At 68.5% G+C, this 15,083-nt stretch carries 14 protein-coding genes and 1 pseudogene; 4 read left to right on the top strand and 11 right to left on the bottom strand.

Annotated elements, in window-relative coordinates; translation table 11 throughout:
- Positions 1-12 precede the first annotated feature (12 nt).
- Positions 13-825 carry an NAD(P)-dependent oxidoreductase gene (locus tag ACFWFP_RS21065; protein WP_379297476.1) on the top strand — a complete coding sequence of 271 codons (813 nt, stop codon included), beginning with the start codon at positions 13-15 and terminating at the stop codon, positions 823-825.
- Positions 804-1,643, top strand: a pseudogene (locus ACFWFP_RS21060) (NAD(P)-dependent oxidoreductase); the annotation flags it as partial. The gene ACFWFP_RS21065 and the pseudogene ACFWFP_RS21060, both read left to right, overlap by 22 nt.
- A gap of 116 nt (positions 1,644-1,759) precedes the next feature.
- Here ACFWFP_RS21060 and ACFWFP_RS21055 read toward each other — a convergent pair.
- From ACFWFP_RS21055 to ACFWFP_RS21015, 9 genes are all read right to left on the bottom strand, one after another.
- Positions 1,760-2,128: a hypothetical protein gene (locus tag ACFWFP_RS21055; protein WP_379297474.1), complete on the bottom strand. Its 369-nt coding sequence runs from the start codon at positions 2,126-2,128 to the stop codon at positions 1,760-1,762.
- Positions 2,128-2,832: an ABC transporter ATP-binding protein gene (locus ACFWFP_RS21050; protein ID WP_379297472.1), complete on the bottom strand. Its 705-nt coding sequence runs from the start codon at positions 2,830-2,832 to the stop codon at positions 2,128-2,130. The genes ACFWFP_RS21055 and ACFWFP_RS21050 overlap by 1 nt, the downstream gene beginning before the upstream one ends.
- Complete coding sequence (locus tag ACFWFP_RS21045) at positions 2,829-3,542, bottom strand: ABC transporter ATP-binding protein (RefSeq protein ID WP_379297470.1); 714 nt, start codon at positions 3,540-3,542, stop codon at positions 2,829-2,831. The genes ACFWFP_RS21050 and ACFWFP_RS21045 overlap by 4 nt, the downstream gene beginning before the upstream one ends.
- On the bottom strand, positions 3,520-5,640 hold the full coding sequence (locus ACFWFP_RS21040; RefSeq protein ID WP_379297468.1) for an ABC transporter permease: 2,121 nt from the start codon (positions 5,638-5,640) through the stop codon (positions 3,520-3,522). Before ACFWFP_RS21040 ends, ACFWFP_RS21045 begins: the two co-directional genes overlap by 23 nt.
- Positions 5,640-7,016: an ABC transporter substrate-binding protein gene (locus ACFWFP_RS21035; RefSeq protein ID WP_379297466.1), complete on the bottom strand. Its 1,377-nt coding sequence runs from the start codon at positions 7,014-7,016 to the stop codon at positions 5,640-5,642. Before ACFWFP_RS21035 ends, ACFWFP_RS21040 begins: the two co-directional genes overlap by 1 nt.
- A gap of 237 nt (positions 7,017-7,253) precedes the next feature.
- A complete protein-coding gene (locus ACFWFP_RS21030) occupies positions 7,254-7,742 on the bottom strand; it encodes a hypothetical protein (RefSeq protein ID WP_379297464.1) in 489 nt (162 codons plus the stop codon).
- Between the two features lie 41 nt (positions 7,743-7,783).
- Entirely contained in the window at positions 7,784-8,566 is a 783-nt protein-coding gene (locus ACFWFP_RS21025) for an enoyl-CoA hydratase (RefSeq protein WP_379297462.1), read from the bottom strand.
- 10 nt (positions 8,567-8,576) lie between these two features.
- The gene (locus tag ACFWFP_RS21020; RefSeq protein WP_067444907.1) at positions 8,577-9,755 is read right to left on the bottom strand and encodes an acyl-CoA dehydrogenase family protein; all 1,179 of its coding nucleotides are present in this window, start codon (positions 9,753-9,755) and stop codon (positions 8,577-8,579) included.
- The gene (locus tag ACFWFP_RS21015; RefSeq protein WP_379297460.1) at positions 9,739-10,737 is read right to left on the bottom strand and encodes an acyl-CoA dehydrogenase family protein; all 999 of its coding nucleotides are present in this window, start codon (positions 10,735-10,737) and stop codon (positions 9,739-9,741) included. Before ACFWFP_RS21015 ends, ACFWFP_RS21020 begins: the two co-directional genes overlap by 17 nt.
- 175 nt (positions 10,738-10,912) lie before the next feature.
- On the opposite strand from ACFWFP_RS21015, the gene ACFWFP_RS21010 reads away from it, so the two are divergent.
- Positions 10,913-11,566 carry a TetR/AcrR family transcriptional regulator gene (locus ACFWFP_RS21010; RefSeq protein WP_379297458.1) on the top strand — a complete coding sequence of 218 codons (654 nt, stop codon included), beginning with the start codon at positions 10,913-10,915 and terminating at the stop codon, positions 11,564-11,566.
- A gap of 36 nt (positions 11,567-11,602) precedes the next feature.
- Here ACFWFP_RS21010 and ACFWFP_RS21005 read toward each other — a convergent pair whose 3' ends face one another.
- Complete coding sequence (locus ACFWFP_RS21005; protein ID WP_379297456.1) at positions 11,603-12,748, bottom strand: thiolase family protein; 1,146 nt, start codon at positions 12,746-12,748, stop codon at positions 11,603-11,605.
- Entirely contained in the window at positions 12,741-14,177 is a 1,437-nt protein-coding gene (locus ACFWFP_RS21000) for a class I adenylate-forming enzyme family protein (protein ID WP_379297454.1), read from the bottom strand. The genes ACFWFP_RS21005 and ACFWFP_RS21000 overlap by 8 nt, the downstream gene beginning before the upstream one ends.
- Positions 14,178-14,230: 53 nt before the next feature.
- Here ACFWFP_RS21000 and ACFWFP_RS20995 point away from each other — a divergent pair, with 53 nt between their 5' ends.
- Positions 14,231-14,995, top strand: a complete 765-nt coding sequence (locus ACFWFP_RS20995; RefSeq protein ID WP_379297452.1) for an SDR family NAD(P)-dependent oxidoreductase — start codon at positions 14,231-14,233, stop codon at positions 14,993-14,995.
- The last annotated feature ends 88 nt before the right edge of the window (positions 14,996-15,083 follow it).

The following is a 15,083-nucleotide window of genomic DNA, read 5'->3' as shown; positions in this document are numbered from 1 at the left end:
GGAGGTGCGTTGATGCGCATCGGATTCATCGGGTTGGGTAGTCAAGGTGCGCCGATGGCGCAGCGAATCGTGGCGGCCGGGTATCGGACCACCCTGTGGGCACGCAGACCCGCCACACTCGAGCAGTTCGCCGAGACCGCGGCCGAGATCGCGCCCACCCCGCGCGCCCTCGCGCAGGCCAGCGACCTGGTCTGTTTGTGCGTGGGCAACGACGCCGACATCCGTGAGGTCCTGTCCGGCGAGGACGGCGTGTTCGGCGGACTCGCGCCGGGCGCGATCGTGGCCGTGCACAGCACTATTCATCCCGACACCTGCCGTGAGCTCGCCGAACTCGCTGCGGCACAGGGCGTTACGTTGATCGATGCCGCGGTCAGCGGCGGTGCGCCCGCGGTCGCCCAGGGGCGATTGCTCGTCATGGCCGGTGGCCCGGTCGAGGCGGTCGACCGGTGCAGGCCGGTGTTCGGCACCTACGCCGATCCGGTGGTGCACCTGGGCGATACCGGGGCGGGCCAGGTCACCAAGCTGCTCAACAATCTGCTGTTCACCGCGAATCTCGCGACCGCGGCGAGCACGCTGGCGCTCGGCCGTGATCTGGGAGTCGACCAGGCCAAGCTCGGCGAGGTGATCGCGAACGGGTCGGCGAACAGCTTCGCCCTCGGTCGTATCCTGGCCGGCACGCTGGCGCGGATCGGCGAGCACGCCGGGCACACCCTGCGCAAGGACGTCGGGCTGCTCGCCGAACTCGCCACCGGGGCCGACGCCGAGACCGGTGTCGCGCTGACCGCGGCCGACGAGACACTGAGCCTCATCGGCCATCCGCGATGACCGCCTTGCGGATCGGGTTCATCGGGGTGGGGCGGATGGGCGCTCCGATGGTGCGCCGTCTCGTGGCGGCGGGGCACGAGGTGCGCGCGCTCGGCCGATCCGGCGACGCGCGCCGACGGATCACCGAGTTGGGTGCCGAGCCCGTGTCGTTCACGGCCGCGGTCGGCACCGGGGCGGACGCCGTCGTGGTATGTGTGTTCAGCGACGACCAGGTCCGCGCGGTGTGCCTCGATACTCCGCTGCTGGCGAGCATGCCCGGCGGGTCGGTGCTCATCGTGCACACCACCGGTAGCCCGCGAACCGCCGACGACATTGCCGCGCAAGCCAATTCCTCCGGCATCGGGGTGGTCGACGCGCCGGTCAGTGGCGGGCCACCCGATATCGACGCGGGCACCCTCACCGTGTTCGCCGGCGGCGCCGAAGACGCTGTCGCCCGCGCTCTTCCGGTACTGCGGTGCTACGCGGACCCGGTGCTTTCGGTGGGTCCACTCGGCACGGGTCAGCGCGTGAAGCTGGTCAACAACGCGCTGTTCGCGGCCCAGCTCGGCCTGATCACCGAAGCCGTGCAGCTGGCCACCGAACTCGGCGTCGACGAGGCGACCCTGCTGTCCGCGCTCCAGCAGGCCAGCGGAGCCAGTCGCGCCGCCGCCAGTGTGGCGGCGAAGGGTTCGGTGGCCGCGTTCCATGCCGCGGTCGGTGAGTTCCTCCGCAAGGATGTCGCCACGGTGCGGACGCTGGCCGCCGAACTCGGCGCGACCATGGGTGCGCTCGACACCGCGATCGACGCGCAATTCCTCGATACCCCGCGCATCCTGTGACCGAGTTGCGCAGCGCGTGACCGAACTGCTCTGCGCGTGAACGCAATTGCGCTGTGTGTGACCTGGATCGAGATCGCCCTCATGTGGGGGCGATCCCGATCTCGATCAGGCGCTCATCACGCCACGGACGCTGCGTCGTCCAGTTGAATTCGGTTCTCCGACAGGCGGTCACCGAGCTGGTTCAGATCGTAGGACTGGCGTGCCATCCAAAATCGCAGCACACCGGTGAGTGAGTAGCGGACGAACAGCGCCGCGCCGACGACACTGAGCGCCACCCCGACGAGGGCGAGCGCCAGTGCGTCGCGCTGGGCGAGCGGATCGGAGGTGTTGTGCGCCAAGAAGTAGGCCACCACGGCGAGCGCCGGGCCCGCCACCATCGCGGTCGCGCCGAGGCGCAACCACAGACTTCCCCGGCCCGAGGCGGGATCGGGGATCTTCAATTCGGCCAGTTCGCGGGCGAAGCGGTCGGCACGTGTTTCGGTCATCAGTGACTTCCTAGGTAGAGGTTGGCCAGTTCGCGGCGGAGTTCGCCGTCGGCGGGCCCCTGGTATTCGATGCGGCCGCGCACCAGCACGGCCGCGTGGTCGGCGATGTCGAGGACGGCGGCGGCGAACTGCTCGACGACCAGTACCGCCACGCCTTGGCGGGCGATCTCACCGACCTGTTCGTAGAGCCGCTCGACCACCAGCGGGGCCAGGCCCATGGACAGTTCGTCGAGCAGCAGCACGGCCGGATCGGTGGCCAATCCCCGTGCGAGCGCGAGCATCTGCTGTTCGCCGCCCGACATCGTGCCTGCGATCTGGTCGGCGCGTTGGGCGAGAATCGGAAATCGGCTGTACGCCACTTCTTCGATCTCGGCGTGGGTCTTGCCGGTAAAGGTCATCATCAGCAGGTTGTCGCGGACCGACAGGTTGGGGAACACGCCGCGGCCCTCGGGGATCAGGCAGACCCCGGCGGCCGCCAGATCGCGGGGGTCGGCCCCGGTGACGTCTCGGCCACCGAGGACCAGTCGGCCCGCGGTGACCGCACGCACCCCGGCCGCGACCCGCAGGGTGGTGGTCTTACCCGCCCCGTTGGGACCGAGCAGGGCGACCACCTCGCCGGCGCCGACCCGCAGGTCGACACCGTGCAGCACCGTGATCGCGTCGTAGGCCGCGCGGACACCGTGTAATTCCAGTGACGAGGTCATCCTTCTCCCAGGTAGGCGGCGAGTACGGCGGCGTCACGGCGGATCACCTCGGGCGGCCCGGAACTGATGATCGCGCCGAGGTCGAGCACATAGAGCTGGTCGCAGACATTCATGACCAGGCCCATATCGTGCTCGACGAGCAGCACCGCGACACCGTCGGCGGCCAGCGACCGCAACAGCGCGGCGAACCGCTCGGTTTCGGTGTGGTCGAGGCCGGCCGCCGGCTCGTCGAGCAGGACCACGCTGGGCCGGGCGGCCATCGCCCGGCCCACCTCGACCAGCCGGCCGGTGCCGGTCGGCAGATCGTCGGCGGCGGTGTCGGCGACCTCGTCCAGTCCGAGTCTGTCGAGGAGCCCGTCGACGATCCCGGCCGCGTCGCGCCGGTGGCGCCCGAGTTCCGCGGCGACCAGCAGGTTGTCGCGAACGCTCAAGCGGCCGAACAGTTCCAGCCGCTGAAAGGTCCGCGCCATCCCGTGCCCGGCCCGGCGGGCGGGCCCGAGCCGGGTGACATCGCGGCCGTTCATCGTGACCCGGCCGGTCACCGGTCGCCGCAATCCGCAGATCACGTCGAACAGGGTGCTCTTGCCCGCGCCGTTCGGGCCGATCAGGCCGGTCACCTTGCCCGCCTCGGCGCAGAGCCCGGCCTTGTCCAGGGCGCGGTGACCGCCGAAGGTCACCGTGACCTGCTCAACTTCGAGTAGCGATCCCACGATCGAGCATCTCCTTGTCTGCTGTGGTCCACGCCCGATCGATGCCGAGCCATTCGACGGGCACCTGCGCCGGTGTGGGGGGACGGTGGCGCCGATTCGCCCAGCGCGGCACCACGATGGCCGCGATCAGCGCACCCGCGGTGAACACGTAGCCATTGATGACATCGCCGAGGCGCAACGCCCACAGCAACGCCAACCCACCGAGCAGTACCGCCATCACGACCCGATCACGCAGTGCCGCAGCCCATTCGCGACGGATCTGCGCCAAGGCGCCCTGGCCGAGGAACCCGCCGCTGAAGGCGATACCACCGAGGGCGGGCAGCACATGGACGAGATTGGTCAGCGCCGGGAACAACACGGGAATCGCGTTGAGCGGCCCCGAATAGACAGCGCCGGTGAACAATCCGCTGCCGACCGCGCCGAGCCCGGCGATGACCACGATCAGGAAGATCGGCAGGCCCGCCACGAAACCGAACTGCTCGGCGGTCACCGACCGCAGCTGCATGCCGTAGAGCGCCCCGCCGAGTCCGGCGATCGCCGCCGACAGTGAGAACACCAGCATCTTGGCCGCCAGCAGGTTTCCGCCGAGGGTCGCGTAGGCGGCCTCGCTGTCGCGCAGGGCGATCAACCGCCGGCCGAGCCTGCTGCGTCGCAGCATCGCCACCGCGAATCCGGCCAGCCCGAGCACGATCGCCGCGAAAACGGTGATCTGTGCGGTACTGGTCAACTGCATGCCGAACAGGCTGGGCCCGACCAGATCCACCGAGCCCTGGTCGAACAGGGCGATCCGCACCCCGAACACCTCGAACGAGGGCAGGGTGAAGATCCAGCGGTCGAGCACCACCGCGAACGCGGCCGTGGCGAGCGCGAGGTAGACCCCGGACAAACGCAGCGCCGGTAGGGCGATCAGCGCGCCGACGACGCCCGCGATCGCCATGGCGGCGAGCAACGCCCACCATTGGCCGTCGGCGCCCAGATGCGCGTAGACGACGGCGCCGATCCCGGCGATGCTCAACTGGCACAGCGAGATCTGGCCGGCGAAACCGGCGAGGGGAACGAACGACAACGCGATCACCCCGAAGGCGAAGATCAGGCCGTAGCTGATCAGATCCGCTTCGCTGAGCACGGTGGCGAGCATGAGCCCGACCACCGCGACGACGACCGCGAACATCGCCGAACCACGCACGCTCGGCAGCGGCACCGGGCTCAACCGCCGATCGCGGCCCCGCAGCCGTCCGTGCGGGAACAGCAGCAGCGCGACGAGCAGCAGCAGCGCGGGCGCGGCCAGCCGCAGTCCGGGCAGATACTCGTTCTGTGGCAGATACCCGGTGAGATAGCTCTCCAGGCAGCCGACGACGATCGCACCGAGAAAGGTCATCGGCAGGCTGCGCAGCCGTCCGAAGATCGCCGCACTGTAGGCGCTGACGATCAGCAACGACAGCTGCGCCGCGTCGAGGGCCACCATCGGCGCGATGAGGATGCCGCCGACGGCCGCCAACTCGATGCCGAGCATCCAGGCCACCCGGTTGGCGCGCTGCGGGTCGGCACCGGTGAGCCCGACCAGTGCCCGGTCGTCGACGGTGGCGCGCATCTCCGCACCGGTTCTGGTGCGGTACAGCAGGATTCGCAGGGCGATGGCCACCACGACGGCCACCACCATGGTCAATGCCTGATGCCAGGTGATCGTCACCGAACCCAGGTGCAGCGGTGGTTGGTCGGCGAAGAACCGCGGCAGCGTGCGCGCCACGTCCGGATTCCAGATCCAGCGCGCGGTGAGCATCAGGCCGCTGAGCAACGCCACCGTCATGACGAGTTTCTCGGCATCGCCCAGACCCTGGGTCGGCGCCAGCGCCTGCGCGAACGCCAACCCGAACAGTGGCGCGAACACCAGCAACACCAGGGCGACCGCGATCGGCGTCGGCACGCCCCAGCCCACGGTGAACTGCCAGTACACGAAGGCCGAGACCATGCCCGCCGCGCCGTGCGCGAAATTGAAGACACCGGTCGTGGTGAAGGTCAGAACCAGGCCGCTGCCGATGATGGCGTAGATCGCGGCGGTGCTGAGCCCGACGATGCCGAAAGCGATGAACTGCTCCATTATTTGACGTCGCTCATGCTCTTGCCGACGTCGGCCAGCGTCAGCGGGCGGCCGTATTCCTTGGTGTAGACGTAGGGCTTCATGTCGCAGCGGAACGGCCCGGTGTCGGGCTTGAAGTCCGCGTTCGTCCAGCCCTGCGCGGTCGCCTTCATCACGTTGAAGCACTTGGGCGGCACGATGTGGGTCGACATGTCGGCAGGCGCCTGCAAACCACCGGCGGTCCACGCTGTTTCTTTACGGGCGGCCTCCACCACGCAGGTGCGGGTGAGGTTGTCGCCGCAGCTCGAAGCCGCCTTCGCGAACAGCAGCCACTGCACCAGCGAGCGCAGCCCGTTGTAGGTCAGTTTCCCGTCGGGCGAGTACTGGGCGAACAGATCCTTGGCCCGCTGCACCGCCGGGACGCTGGCCGCCGATTCCAGCGGCACGGTCCCCGACAGGTCGGCGAAGTTGTTCTGCGCGCCCAGCGACGTGCGGGCGAGCTCGAGGAACGCGGGGTTATAGGCGTTGCTGGTGACGTCGACCCAGTCCAGCTTGTAGTCCATGCTGGTGAGCACATCCTCGAGCTTGGCGAGGCTGCGGAAATCACCGAGGAAGATCAGGCCCTTCACGCCCTTGGCCTTGATGGACTGCGCGTACGGCGTCCAATCCGAGACGCCGGCGGCCGGATAGAGGTCGTTGTAGATCAGGGTCGCGCCCTCGGCGGGCAGCGACTCCCCGTAGCGGTCGGCCATCGACTTCACCACCGGCGAGTCGGCCACGATGATGCCGACAGCGGCCGCCGACGCCGGGTATGCCTCCTTGAACAGCCACTGGTGCATGCCCGCGTAGGTGTCATAGGGGCGCGCGGAGGAGGCACCGGATCCCACCTGGAGATCGGAACCGGTGTTCTCGGCCTGACTCACCTGCGACGGGAACTCGGGCAGCGTGCACGTGAGCCGATCCTTGACGCCGAGGGCATCGAGTGCGGCGGAGCCGCCGACCAGCGCGAAGTCCTCGCGGCAGGCTTCCAGCATGCGCGCGCGGACCTCGAGCAGTTTCGCGTCACGGACATTGAAGGCCAGCTTGCGACCGTTGATTCCGCCGTTGTCGTTGCACCAGGACGTGAAGACCTTGGCGGCGTCGACCAATTCGGGGTTCTTGGTGAAGCCCATATCGGTGAACACGCCGACTTCGATCTGCCCGGCGGTGACGCCCTGCGTCGGCGCACTCGTCGACTTGCCGGACTGACAGACGCCACTCAGATCACCGAAGTCGCTCGTCACCGCCTTGCCGCCCGGTACCGCGGCCTCTTCGACGCCACTGCCGGTGCGGCCGCTACAGCCCGCCACCAGCAACGCGGTCGCCATCAAGGCGACCAGTACTCGCTGCGATCTCACCGATGTCCTCCTGACACAAGCTCGGCGGCCGAGCCCTGCTCCTCATCGAACGAAGCGTCTGAGGTCGACGCTCTCCATTTCGGAAATCATCTTCTCACTCAAAGAGAATAAAGTTAACCCTTTGGCGAAAGATCTGTAGCGTCCTTCGGTGACGCTGTCGCGCAGCCCTGCGCGGGGCCCACACACAGGTGTGGCGCCCAGCGGAAAACCACTGAGCGCCACACTGTTTCGGCTACCTCAACACGCAGGCGAGGTACCGCCCTGAATCGCCATCAACGCGCAGTAGGTAGCCGCGGCCACCTTCCACTGCCCGCCCTCACGCACCGCCTGACCGGTCTGGTCGGGCAGCACCGGAGTGCCGTTCATGAGCAGTGAATAGGTGACGTCGGCGTTGTCCGCGTCGATCAGCTTCACCCCGCCCACGGTGACCGAGGTGCTCTGGGCCTGCGGGTTGGCCGCTTGCGCCTGCAGCAACGGGGCGAACTCGGTGCCCTTCTCGACCACCGCGACCTTCTTGTCGGCCCCCGCCTTGCCGTCGAAGAACAGCACATAGGCATCGGTGATGGACTTGACCGCCGCCGGGTCGGTCGCCGCCGCCTTGGCCGACGAGGTGACCGCCGACGTGGTCGACGAACTACTCGAAGCCTCGTCGTCGGAGCCGCAGCCGGTGACCGTGACGAGGGCGATCGCCACGAGGCCACAACAGGCCATTGCCTTGCGGCGCATAGTATTTCGCATTGGTGGTACCTCTCTTCATGAGCGACGGATCACTCGATCTTCTGTTTCATCTCGTCCAGCGCCATCAGGATCGGAAAGCCGTTCACGCTCAACGCGTTCCCGTGACCGGTCGAGTGCACGTCGAAGACGGACTGAATGGCGGCGTAGAAGCCCTGGACGTCGAGTGTCTGGTTGACCGCGCGTTTGGCCTGCCGCAAACCGAACGACGGCATGGCGGCGATCCGGGTGGCCAGCGCACGGGTCTGCTCGTCGAGCTCCGCGCGCGGCACCACCGTGTTCACCATGCCGACCTGCTCGGCCTCGGTCGCGGTCACCGCGCGCCCGGTGAACAGGATCTCCTTGGCCTTGCGCGCGCCGAGTTCCCAGGTGTGCCCGTGGTATTCGACGCCGCCGATACCCATCAGCACCACCGGATCGGAGAACAGCGCGTCATCGGCGGCCACGATCAGATCGCACGGCCAGCACAGCAGCAGTCCCCCGGCGATGCACCGCCCCTGAACCGCGGCGATGGACGGCTTGGGCACATTGCGCCAGCGCAGCGAGTACTCGAGGTAGCGGCGGCTCTCGTTCTGGTAGATCCACTCCAGCGTGATGTCCTGCGGCGAAGGCCAGCGATCCTTCAGATCGTGACCGGCCGAGAAGTGCTTGCCCTCGCCGCGCAACACGATCACCGCGACCTCGGGGTCTTGGGCCGCGCGGGTCCACGCGCCATCGAGTTCGTCGAGCAGGTCCGAGTTCTGGGCGTTGGCCGCCTCCGGCCGATCCAGGGTGATGGTCGCGATCTTGTCGGCGACCTCGTAGCGGATGTACACAGCGAGCTCCTCAGCTCCGAGGGAGACCGAGCACACGCTCGGCGATGATGTTGCGTTGGATTTCCGATGTGCCGCCGGCGATGGTGCCCGCGAAGCTGCGCGCGTAGCGCTCGAACCAACTGCACGAGAAGTTGTCCAGATTCAGCGGATTGAACGGCGCGGTGACTGCCGGGTGCACCAGCCCGTCTGCGCCCGCCGCGAGCAGCGTCTGCTCCGCGGCGCTCTGCACCGCCTCCGAACCGAACACCTTGAGCACCGACAGCGCGGCCACATCCTGATCGCCGCGGGCCGCGCGGGCCAGCGCCGCCGAGCCGAGCAGGCGCAGGGCCTGGTTGTCCATGACCATGGTCGCGTAGGCATCACGCTCGAGCACGGTCTCGGGCCGGAAATCCTCGATCAGTTCCCGCAGGCGGTCGGCGAAACTCAGCCACAGCAGCGTGCGCTCGTGCCCGAGGGAACCGTTGGCCACGCCCCACCCGCCGTGCAGCGGACCGACCAGGTTCTGGGCCGGCACCACGACGTCCTCGAAGAACACCTCGTTGAAGTCCAGATCGTGCGGACCGCAGATCGACGCGAACGGGCGTCGGGTCACGCCCGGGGTGTCGGTCGGGATCAGCAGCACGCTGATGCCCTTGTGCTTGGGGACGTCGGGGTCGGTGCGGACGAAGGTCAGCAGCACGTCGGCGTCGTGGGCCCCGGAGGTCCAGACCTTCTGGCCGTTGACGACGAAGTGGTCTCCGTCGAGCACCGCGCGGGTCCGCAGTCCGGCCAGATCGGACCCGGCGCCCGGTTCGCTCATGCCCAGCGCCGCGGTGATCTCGGCGCGCAGGATCCGCACCGCCCAGTTCTGCTTCTGTTCCTCGGTACCGAACGACAGCAGCGAGGCGGCGATAATGCCGAGCCCCTGGGGGTTGAAGCTGTGATACATGTGCCGCTTGGACAGCTCCTCCAGGTGCACGTACTGCTGCACGAGGGTCGCGTTGCGGCCGCCGTATTCCGGGGCGTTGCCGGGAAGCAGCCAGCCGCTGTCGAACTGGAGGCGTTGCCATTCGCGGGCCCAGCCGGGAATGTCGGCGCTCGACGCCGCCCGGTCCGCGCCGGCGACCGCCGCGTCGGGCAGGTTCTCGTCCAGGAACGCCACGAATTCGGCCCGGAAGGCCTCGACGTCGGCGTCAAAAGTCAGTTGCACGGTACTCCTCGGCGATCAGCGCCCGATGCGTGTGCGCGCCGCCGAGCAGCAGCTCGCCGGCCTTTGCCCGCTTCAGCGCGAATTGCAGGTCGTTTTCCCAGGTGAATCCCATGCCGCCGAACAACTGCACGCCGTGGCGGAACACCAGGGACTGGCACTCACCGGACGCGGCCTTCGCCATCGAGGCGGCGATCCGGCGGCGTGGATCATCGGTGGCGATCGTGAGTGCCGCGAAATAGGCCAGCGCCCTGGCCCGTTCGATCGCGATCTGCATGTCCGCGGCCTTGTGTTTGACCGCCTGGAAGGAACCGAGCGCGACGCCGAACTGCTGACGCGTGCGCACGTGCTCGAGCACCAGGTCCAGAATCCGCTGACACGCACCGACCGTGGTCAACGCCAGCCCGGTCAGCGCGAGGTGGCGCGCGCGTTCGGGCACCGAGGCGACGCGCCGGTCGTCGCGCACGCGCACCCCGACGAAGCTCACCTCGGCGAGGTGCAGGACCGGGTCGAAAACCGCTGTGCGTCGGGCGATCACCTCGGCCGCCTCGACGACGAACACCCCGGCATCGGTGACGACCGCGCAGTGCTGCGCGCGATCACCGTCGAGGACATGGTGCGCGGTGCCGTCGAGCACCCAGTCCGCACCGTCGCGCCGCACTGTGACGCCGGTGAACACGGCCGTTCCCGAGCGCCCACCCTGCGCGAACTCCGGTGCGAGCGGGGCGAACTGGCTCATCGTCGCCAGGTACGGCGTCGGATCCGTCGCCCGGCCCAGCTCCTCGAGCACGATGGCCAGTTCCACCGCGTCGCCGGCGTCGATCAATTCGGTCCAGCCCAGCTCGACGTAGTTCTGCCACAGCGGTTCCGGATCGGCGTCCTGGTCGGCGACCGCGCGAATCAGTGTGGGCGGACATTCCTTGGTGAGGACGGCGCGCACAGTTTCCTGCCACAGCCGTTGATCGGAGTCGAACTCCACGAGCATCCGGAGGGCCTCCTTGCCAGCAACCGTCAATTTCAGTACGGAGAATAACATTCTCATCAGAAGAAAGTAATAGTCTCCAAGATCGTGGACACGAAGGGCTGGCAACCCTTGGATATGGCGTTCTCCGGTACAGTGCATGCATGTTCTGCACACCTAACCGAGGATGGAGGCAACCGTGACCAGCGTCAGCGAAGAGCCCGCGTGGAAGCAGCGGGCCGTCGAGCGGTCCATCCGCGGGGCGAAACTGCGCGCCGAGCAGCGGGTGCAGAAGTTCCTCGACGCGGCGCAGGCGATCATCACCGAGAAGGGCACCACCGACTTCACCGTGCAGGAAGTCGTCGACCGCTCCCGCCAGTCGCTGCGCAGCTTCTACCTGCAGTTCGACGGTAAGCACGAGCTGTTGCTCGCCCTGTTCGAGGACGCGCTCAGCCGGACCGCGGATCAGCTGGCGGCGGCCGCCGAGGGCAAGACCGAGCCGCTGGACCGGCTGCGGGTGACCGTGGAGCTGCTGTTCGAACTGTGCAGACCCGATCCGGTCGCCCAGCGCCCCCTGTTCACCGATTTCGCGCCGCAACTGCTGGTCTCGCACCCCGCTCAGGTCAAGGTCGCGCACGCGCCCCTGCTGTCGCTGTTCACCGATCTGATGGAACAGGCCAAGAAGGCGGGTGCGCTGCGCGCCGACCTCAACCCGCACCGGATGGCCGCCGTCGTGATGCAGACGGTCATGTTCACCGCCCAGTCGGCGGGCGGCACCGACGAGGACAGCGCACACCCGATCACCGCGGCCGAGGTCTGGGACTTCTGCGCGTTCGGGTTCGCCGAATCCTGAACGACCGGGTGGCCGCGGAGGCCACCCGGTATCACCTCAGGGCGCGGCCACCTCGATGACCGTCGCCGAGCCCATGCCACCACCGGCGCACAGCGCCGCGATGCCGAAACCGCCGCCACGCCGCCGCAATTCGTGCACCAGGGTGGCGATCATTCTGGCCCCGGTGGCCGCGACCGGATGCCCGAGCGAGCACCCGCTGCCACTGACGTTGACCAGGTCCGGGTCGATGTCGAGCGCCTTGATCGCGGCCAGCGGCACCACCGCGAACGCCTCGTTGATCTCGATCAGACTCACCTGCGACAGCGAGATCCCCGCCCGCGACACCGCTTTCGCGATCGCCTCGATGGGCGCGAGGCCGGTGACGGCGGGGTCGACCGCGACCGAAGCCCACGACCGGATGACACCGAGCGCGGGCAGCCCGAGCCGATCGCTGGCGATGGCCAGGGCCGCGGCGCCGTCGTTGGCGCCTGCGGCGTTGCCCGCGGTGATGCTGAAACCCTCGATCTCGGGGTGCAACACCTTCAAGCCGGCCAGCTTCTCGATGGTGGTGTCGCGGCGCGGGTGCTCGTCGACCTCGAACAGGCCGTGCGGCGTTTTGATCGGCACGATCTCGTCGGCGAAGCGCCCCTCGTCGATGGCGGCGATGGCGTTGCGGTGCGAACGCAACGCCCAGGCGTCCATCTCCGCACGCGAGATACCGGCTTTGACCGCCGCGTTCCAGCCGACGGTGATGGACATGTCCAGATTCGGCGCATCGGGACGATCGGGGTGTGTCGGCGAGGTCCACGGGTCGAGCCATTCGGCCTCGCCGACCCGGAAACGCAGGCGCGGCGCGGTGGAATCGGCGTTCACGCCACCGGCGATGATGAGCCGGTCCATGCCCGCGCGGATGCTCGCCGCGGCGGACTGCACCGCCGCCATCCCCGCCGCGCAGTGCCGGTTGGTGGCGAGGCCGGGCACCGTGGTGAGCCCCGAGGTGACCGCGGCGTGCCTGGCCAGCACGCCGCCGCCGTAACGCCCCTCGCCCAGGATGACATCGTCGACCTGATTCGGATCGAGGTCGGCCGCCACCGCGGCGACCACATGATCGGCCAGCGTGAAGCCGTCGGTGTCGCGCAGCGTCCCCTTGCGCGCGGTCCCGATGGGCGTGCGCAGCGCGGAGACGATGACTGCTTCAGGCATGGGTGCCCTCCATTTCGGCGACAAGGGTGCGTCGCAATAGTTTTCCGGTGTCGGTCTTGGGCAGCTCGGTACGGAACACGACGGCGTCGGGCGTCTTCGACGAGCGCAGCCGGTCCTTGACCCACTGCTTGACCTGCGCTTCGTCACCGACCCCGACGACCACCGCGACCAGGCGCTGACCCCATTCCGCATCGGGAACGCCGATCACCGCGGCCTCGGTGATGCCGGGGCATTCGAGCAGCACGTCCTCGATCTCGGCCGGTGCGATGTTCTCCCCGCCCCGGATGATGGTGTCGTCGGCGCGGCCGTCGATGAACAGGTAGCCGGCGGAGTCGAGCCTGCCGAGATCACCGGTGGGGAACCAGCCCTCGGCGTCGAGGACGCTGCGGCCACCGTATTCGCCCGAGATCTGATCACCACGGACGAAGACCAATCCGGTCTCGCCGACCGCGACAGGTTCGCCCGCGGCACTGCGGATCTCGAACTCGATGCCGGGCAACGGGCGGCCCACCGAGCCGAGACGATCGCGCACGAGCTCGTCGACGGAGGCGGCGGCGGCCCGGTGATCATCCGGTCCGAGGACCGCGACCGACGACGCGGTCTCGGTGAGTCCGTAGGCGTTGACGAAACCGGTCTCGGGGAACACCCGCAGTGCGCGATCCAGCACCGGGCGCGGCATGCGCGAGCCGCCGTAGGCCAGCGTCGCCAAGGTCGGGGTGCTCGCGTCGGGGCCGTCGACCGCGGCGATGATGCGCGCCAGCATGGTCGGCACCAGCATCGCCTGGGTGATCTGTTCGCGGCGTACCGTCGCCAGCCACTCGGCGGGGTCGAACGCGGGCAGATAGACCACCCGGCGGCCGGCGTAGAGATTGGAGAGCAGGTTCGTCAGCCCCGCGATGTGATACGGCGGCACCGACACCAAGGTCGCGTCGGTGGTCGCGGCGGCACCGAACTCCACGGTGTTGAGCAGGTAGGCCATCAGGTGCCGGTGGCGCAGCAGCGCGGCCTTGGGTGCGGAGGTGGTGCCGCTGGTGTAGAGGATCACCGCCACCGAGTCCGCGTCCCACGGCGTCGCCACCTCGGGCGCGTCGGGCTGGGCGGGGTCGATTGCTACCAGGGCGTCGAGGTCCTCCGGTCGCAGGACCAGCGCGCCGGGGTGGCGTTCGAGCAGCGCGCTCAGCTGGGCATCGCCGAGCCGGTAGTTCAGCGGCACGAACGGCACACCGGCCAGCACGGCGCCGAACAGGGCGATCGGATAGGCCAGGTGGTTGGCGCCCAGATACAGCACCGCGGAGTGCTCCTGGAAGCGCGGGGTCGCACGTCGGGCGCGGTCGAGCAGGTCTGCCGCAGACAGCGAGCGGTCGCCGACCGTGATCACCGATCGGCTCCCGGCCGAGGCGGCCATGTCTAGGATCATGCCAATGTTCATGAGAACATTATTCTCACAGCAAGAGAGTGTTGATTTCAAGAGAGGAAAACAACATGGAGATAAGTGGTAGTTCCGCCATCGTGGTCGGCGGCACCGGCGGGCTCGGGGAGGCCACCGTCCGTCGCCTGCACGCCGCGGGGGCGAAGGTGGTCGTCGCCGATGTCACCGACGACAAGGGCAAGGAACTCGCGGCCGAACTCGGCATCCGCTACGTGCACACCGACGCCACCAGCGAGGAGTCCGTTCAGGCCGCCATCGACGAAGCGCAATCCCTGGGCCCGCTGCGCATTTCGGTCGACACGCACGGCGGCCCCGCCAGCGGCGGACGACTGGTCGGCAAAGACGGCAGCCCGCTCGCGCTCGACGGCTTCCGCACCACGATCGAGTTCTACCTGACCGCTGTGTTCAATGTGCTGCGGCTCTCGGCCGCCGCCATCGCCAAGCAGGAACCGCTCGACGAAGGCAGCCGCGGCGTCATCGTCAACACCGCCTCGATCGCGGCCTACGAGGGGCAGATCGGCCAGCTCCCCTACGCCGCGGCCAAAGGCGGCGTGGTCGGCATGACCCTGGTCGCGGCCCGCGACCTGTCCCCGCTCGGCATCCGTGTCGTCACGATCGCACCCGGTACGTTCAACACCCCCGCCTACGGCAAGGCCGCCGATCGCTTGGAGGCCCACTGGAGCACGCAGGTCCCCCACCCAAAGCGGATGGGGCAATCGCCGGAGTACGCGCAGCTGGCGCAGTCCATCATCGAGAACGACTACCTCAACGGTGAAGTGATCCGCCTCGACGGCGCGCTCCGCTTCCCGCCGAAGTGACCACGGTCGGCACGCATTGACGCTCGCGACGGTCGATGCGACGAGCACCGAGGGCATCCGAACTGGGCCGAGGCAAGCGCATTCCCCT

Origin of the sequence: Nocardia sp. NPDC060249 (assembly GCF_042728755.1) — a bacterium.
GTDB lineage: Bacteria > Actinomycetota > Actinomycetes > Mycobacteriales > Mycobacteriaceae > Nocardia.
The sequence above is the reverse complement of the archived record's forward strand: the minus strand, read 5'-3'. Positions and strand labels throughout refer to the sequence as shown.

Bases quoted from the DNA above. Each gene is read 5' to 3' on its own strand.
- ACFWFP_RS21015 (WP_379297460.1), bottom strand. From the start codon at position 10,737: ATGCTCGTGGAGTTCGACTCCGATCAACGGCTGTGGCAGGAAACTGTG.
- ACFWFP_RS21055 (WP_379297474.1), bottom strand. From the start codon at position 2,128: ATGACCGAAACACGTGCCGACCGCTTCGCCCGCGAACTGGCCGAATTG.
- ACFWFP_RS21005 (WP_379297456.1), bottom strand. From the start codon at position 12,748: ATGCCTGAAGCAGTCATCGTCTCCGCGCTGCGCACGCCCATCGGGACC.
- ACFWFP_RS21040 (WP_379297468.1), bottom strand. From the start codon at position 5,640: ATGGAGCAGTTCATCGCTTTCGGCATCGTCGGGCTCAGCACCGCCGCG.
- ACFWFP_RS21000 (WP_379297454.1), bottom strand. From the start codon at position 14,177: ATGAACATTGGCATGATCCTAGACATGGCCGCCTCGGCCGGGAGCCGA.
- ACFWFP_RS21050 (WP_379297472.1), bottom strand. From the start codon at position 2,832: ATGACCTCGTCACTGGAATTACACGGTGTCCGCGCGGCCTACGACGCG.
- ACFWFP_RS20995 (WP_379297452.1), top strand. From the start codon at position 14,231: ATGGAGATAAGTGGTAGTTCCGCCATCGTGGTCGGCGGCACCGGCGGG.
- ACFWFP_RS21030 (WP_379297464.1), bottom strand. From the start codon at position 7,742: ATGCGCCGCAAGGCAATGGCCTGTTGTGGCCTCGTGGCGATCGCCCTC.
- ACFWFP_RS21065 (WP_379297476.1), top strand. From the start codon at position 13: ATGCGCATCGGATTCATCGGGTTGGGTAGTCAAGGTGCGCCGATGGCG.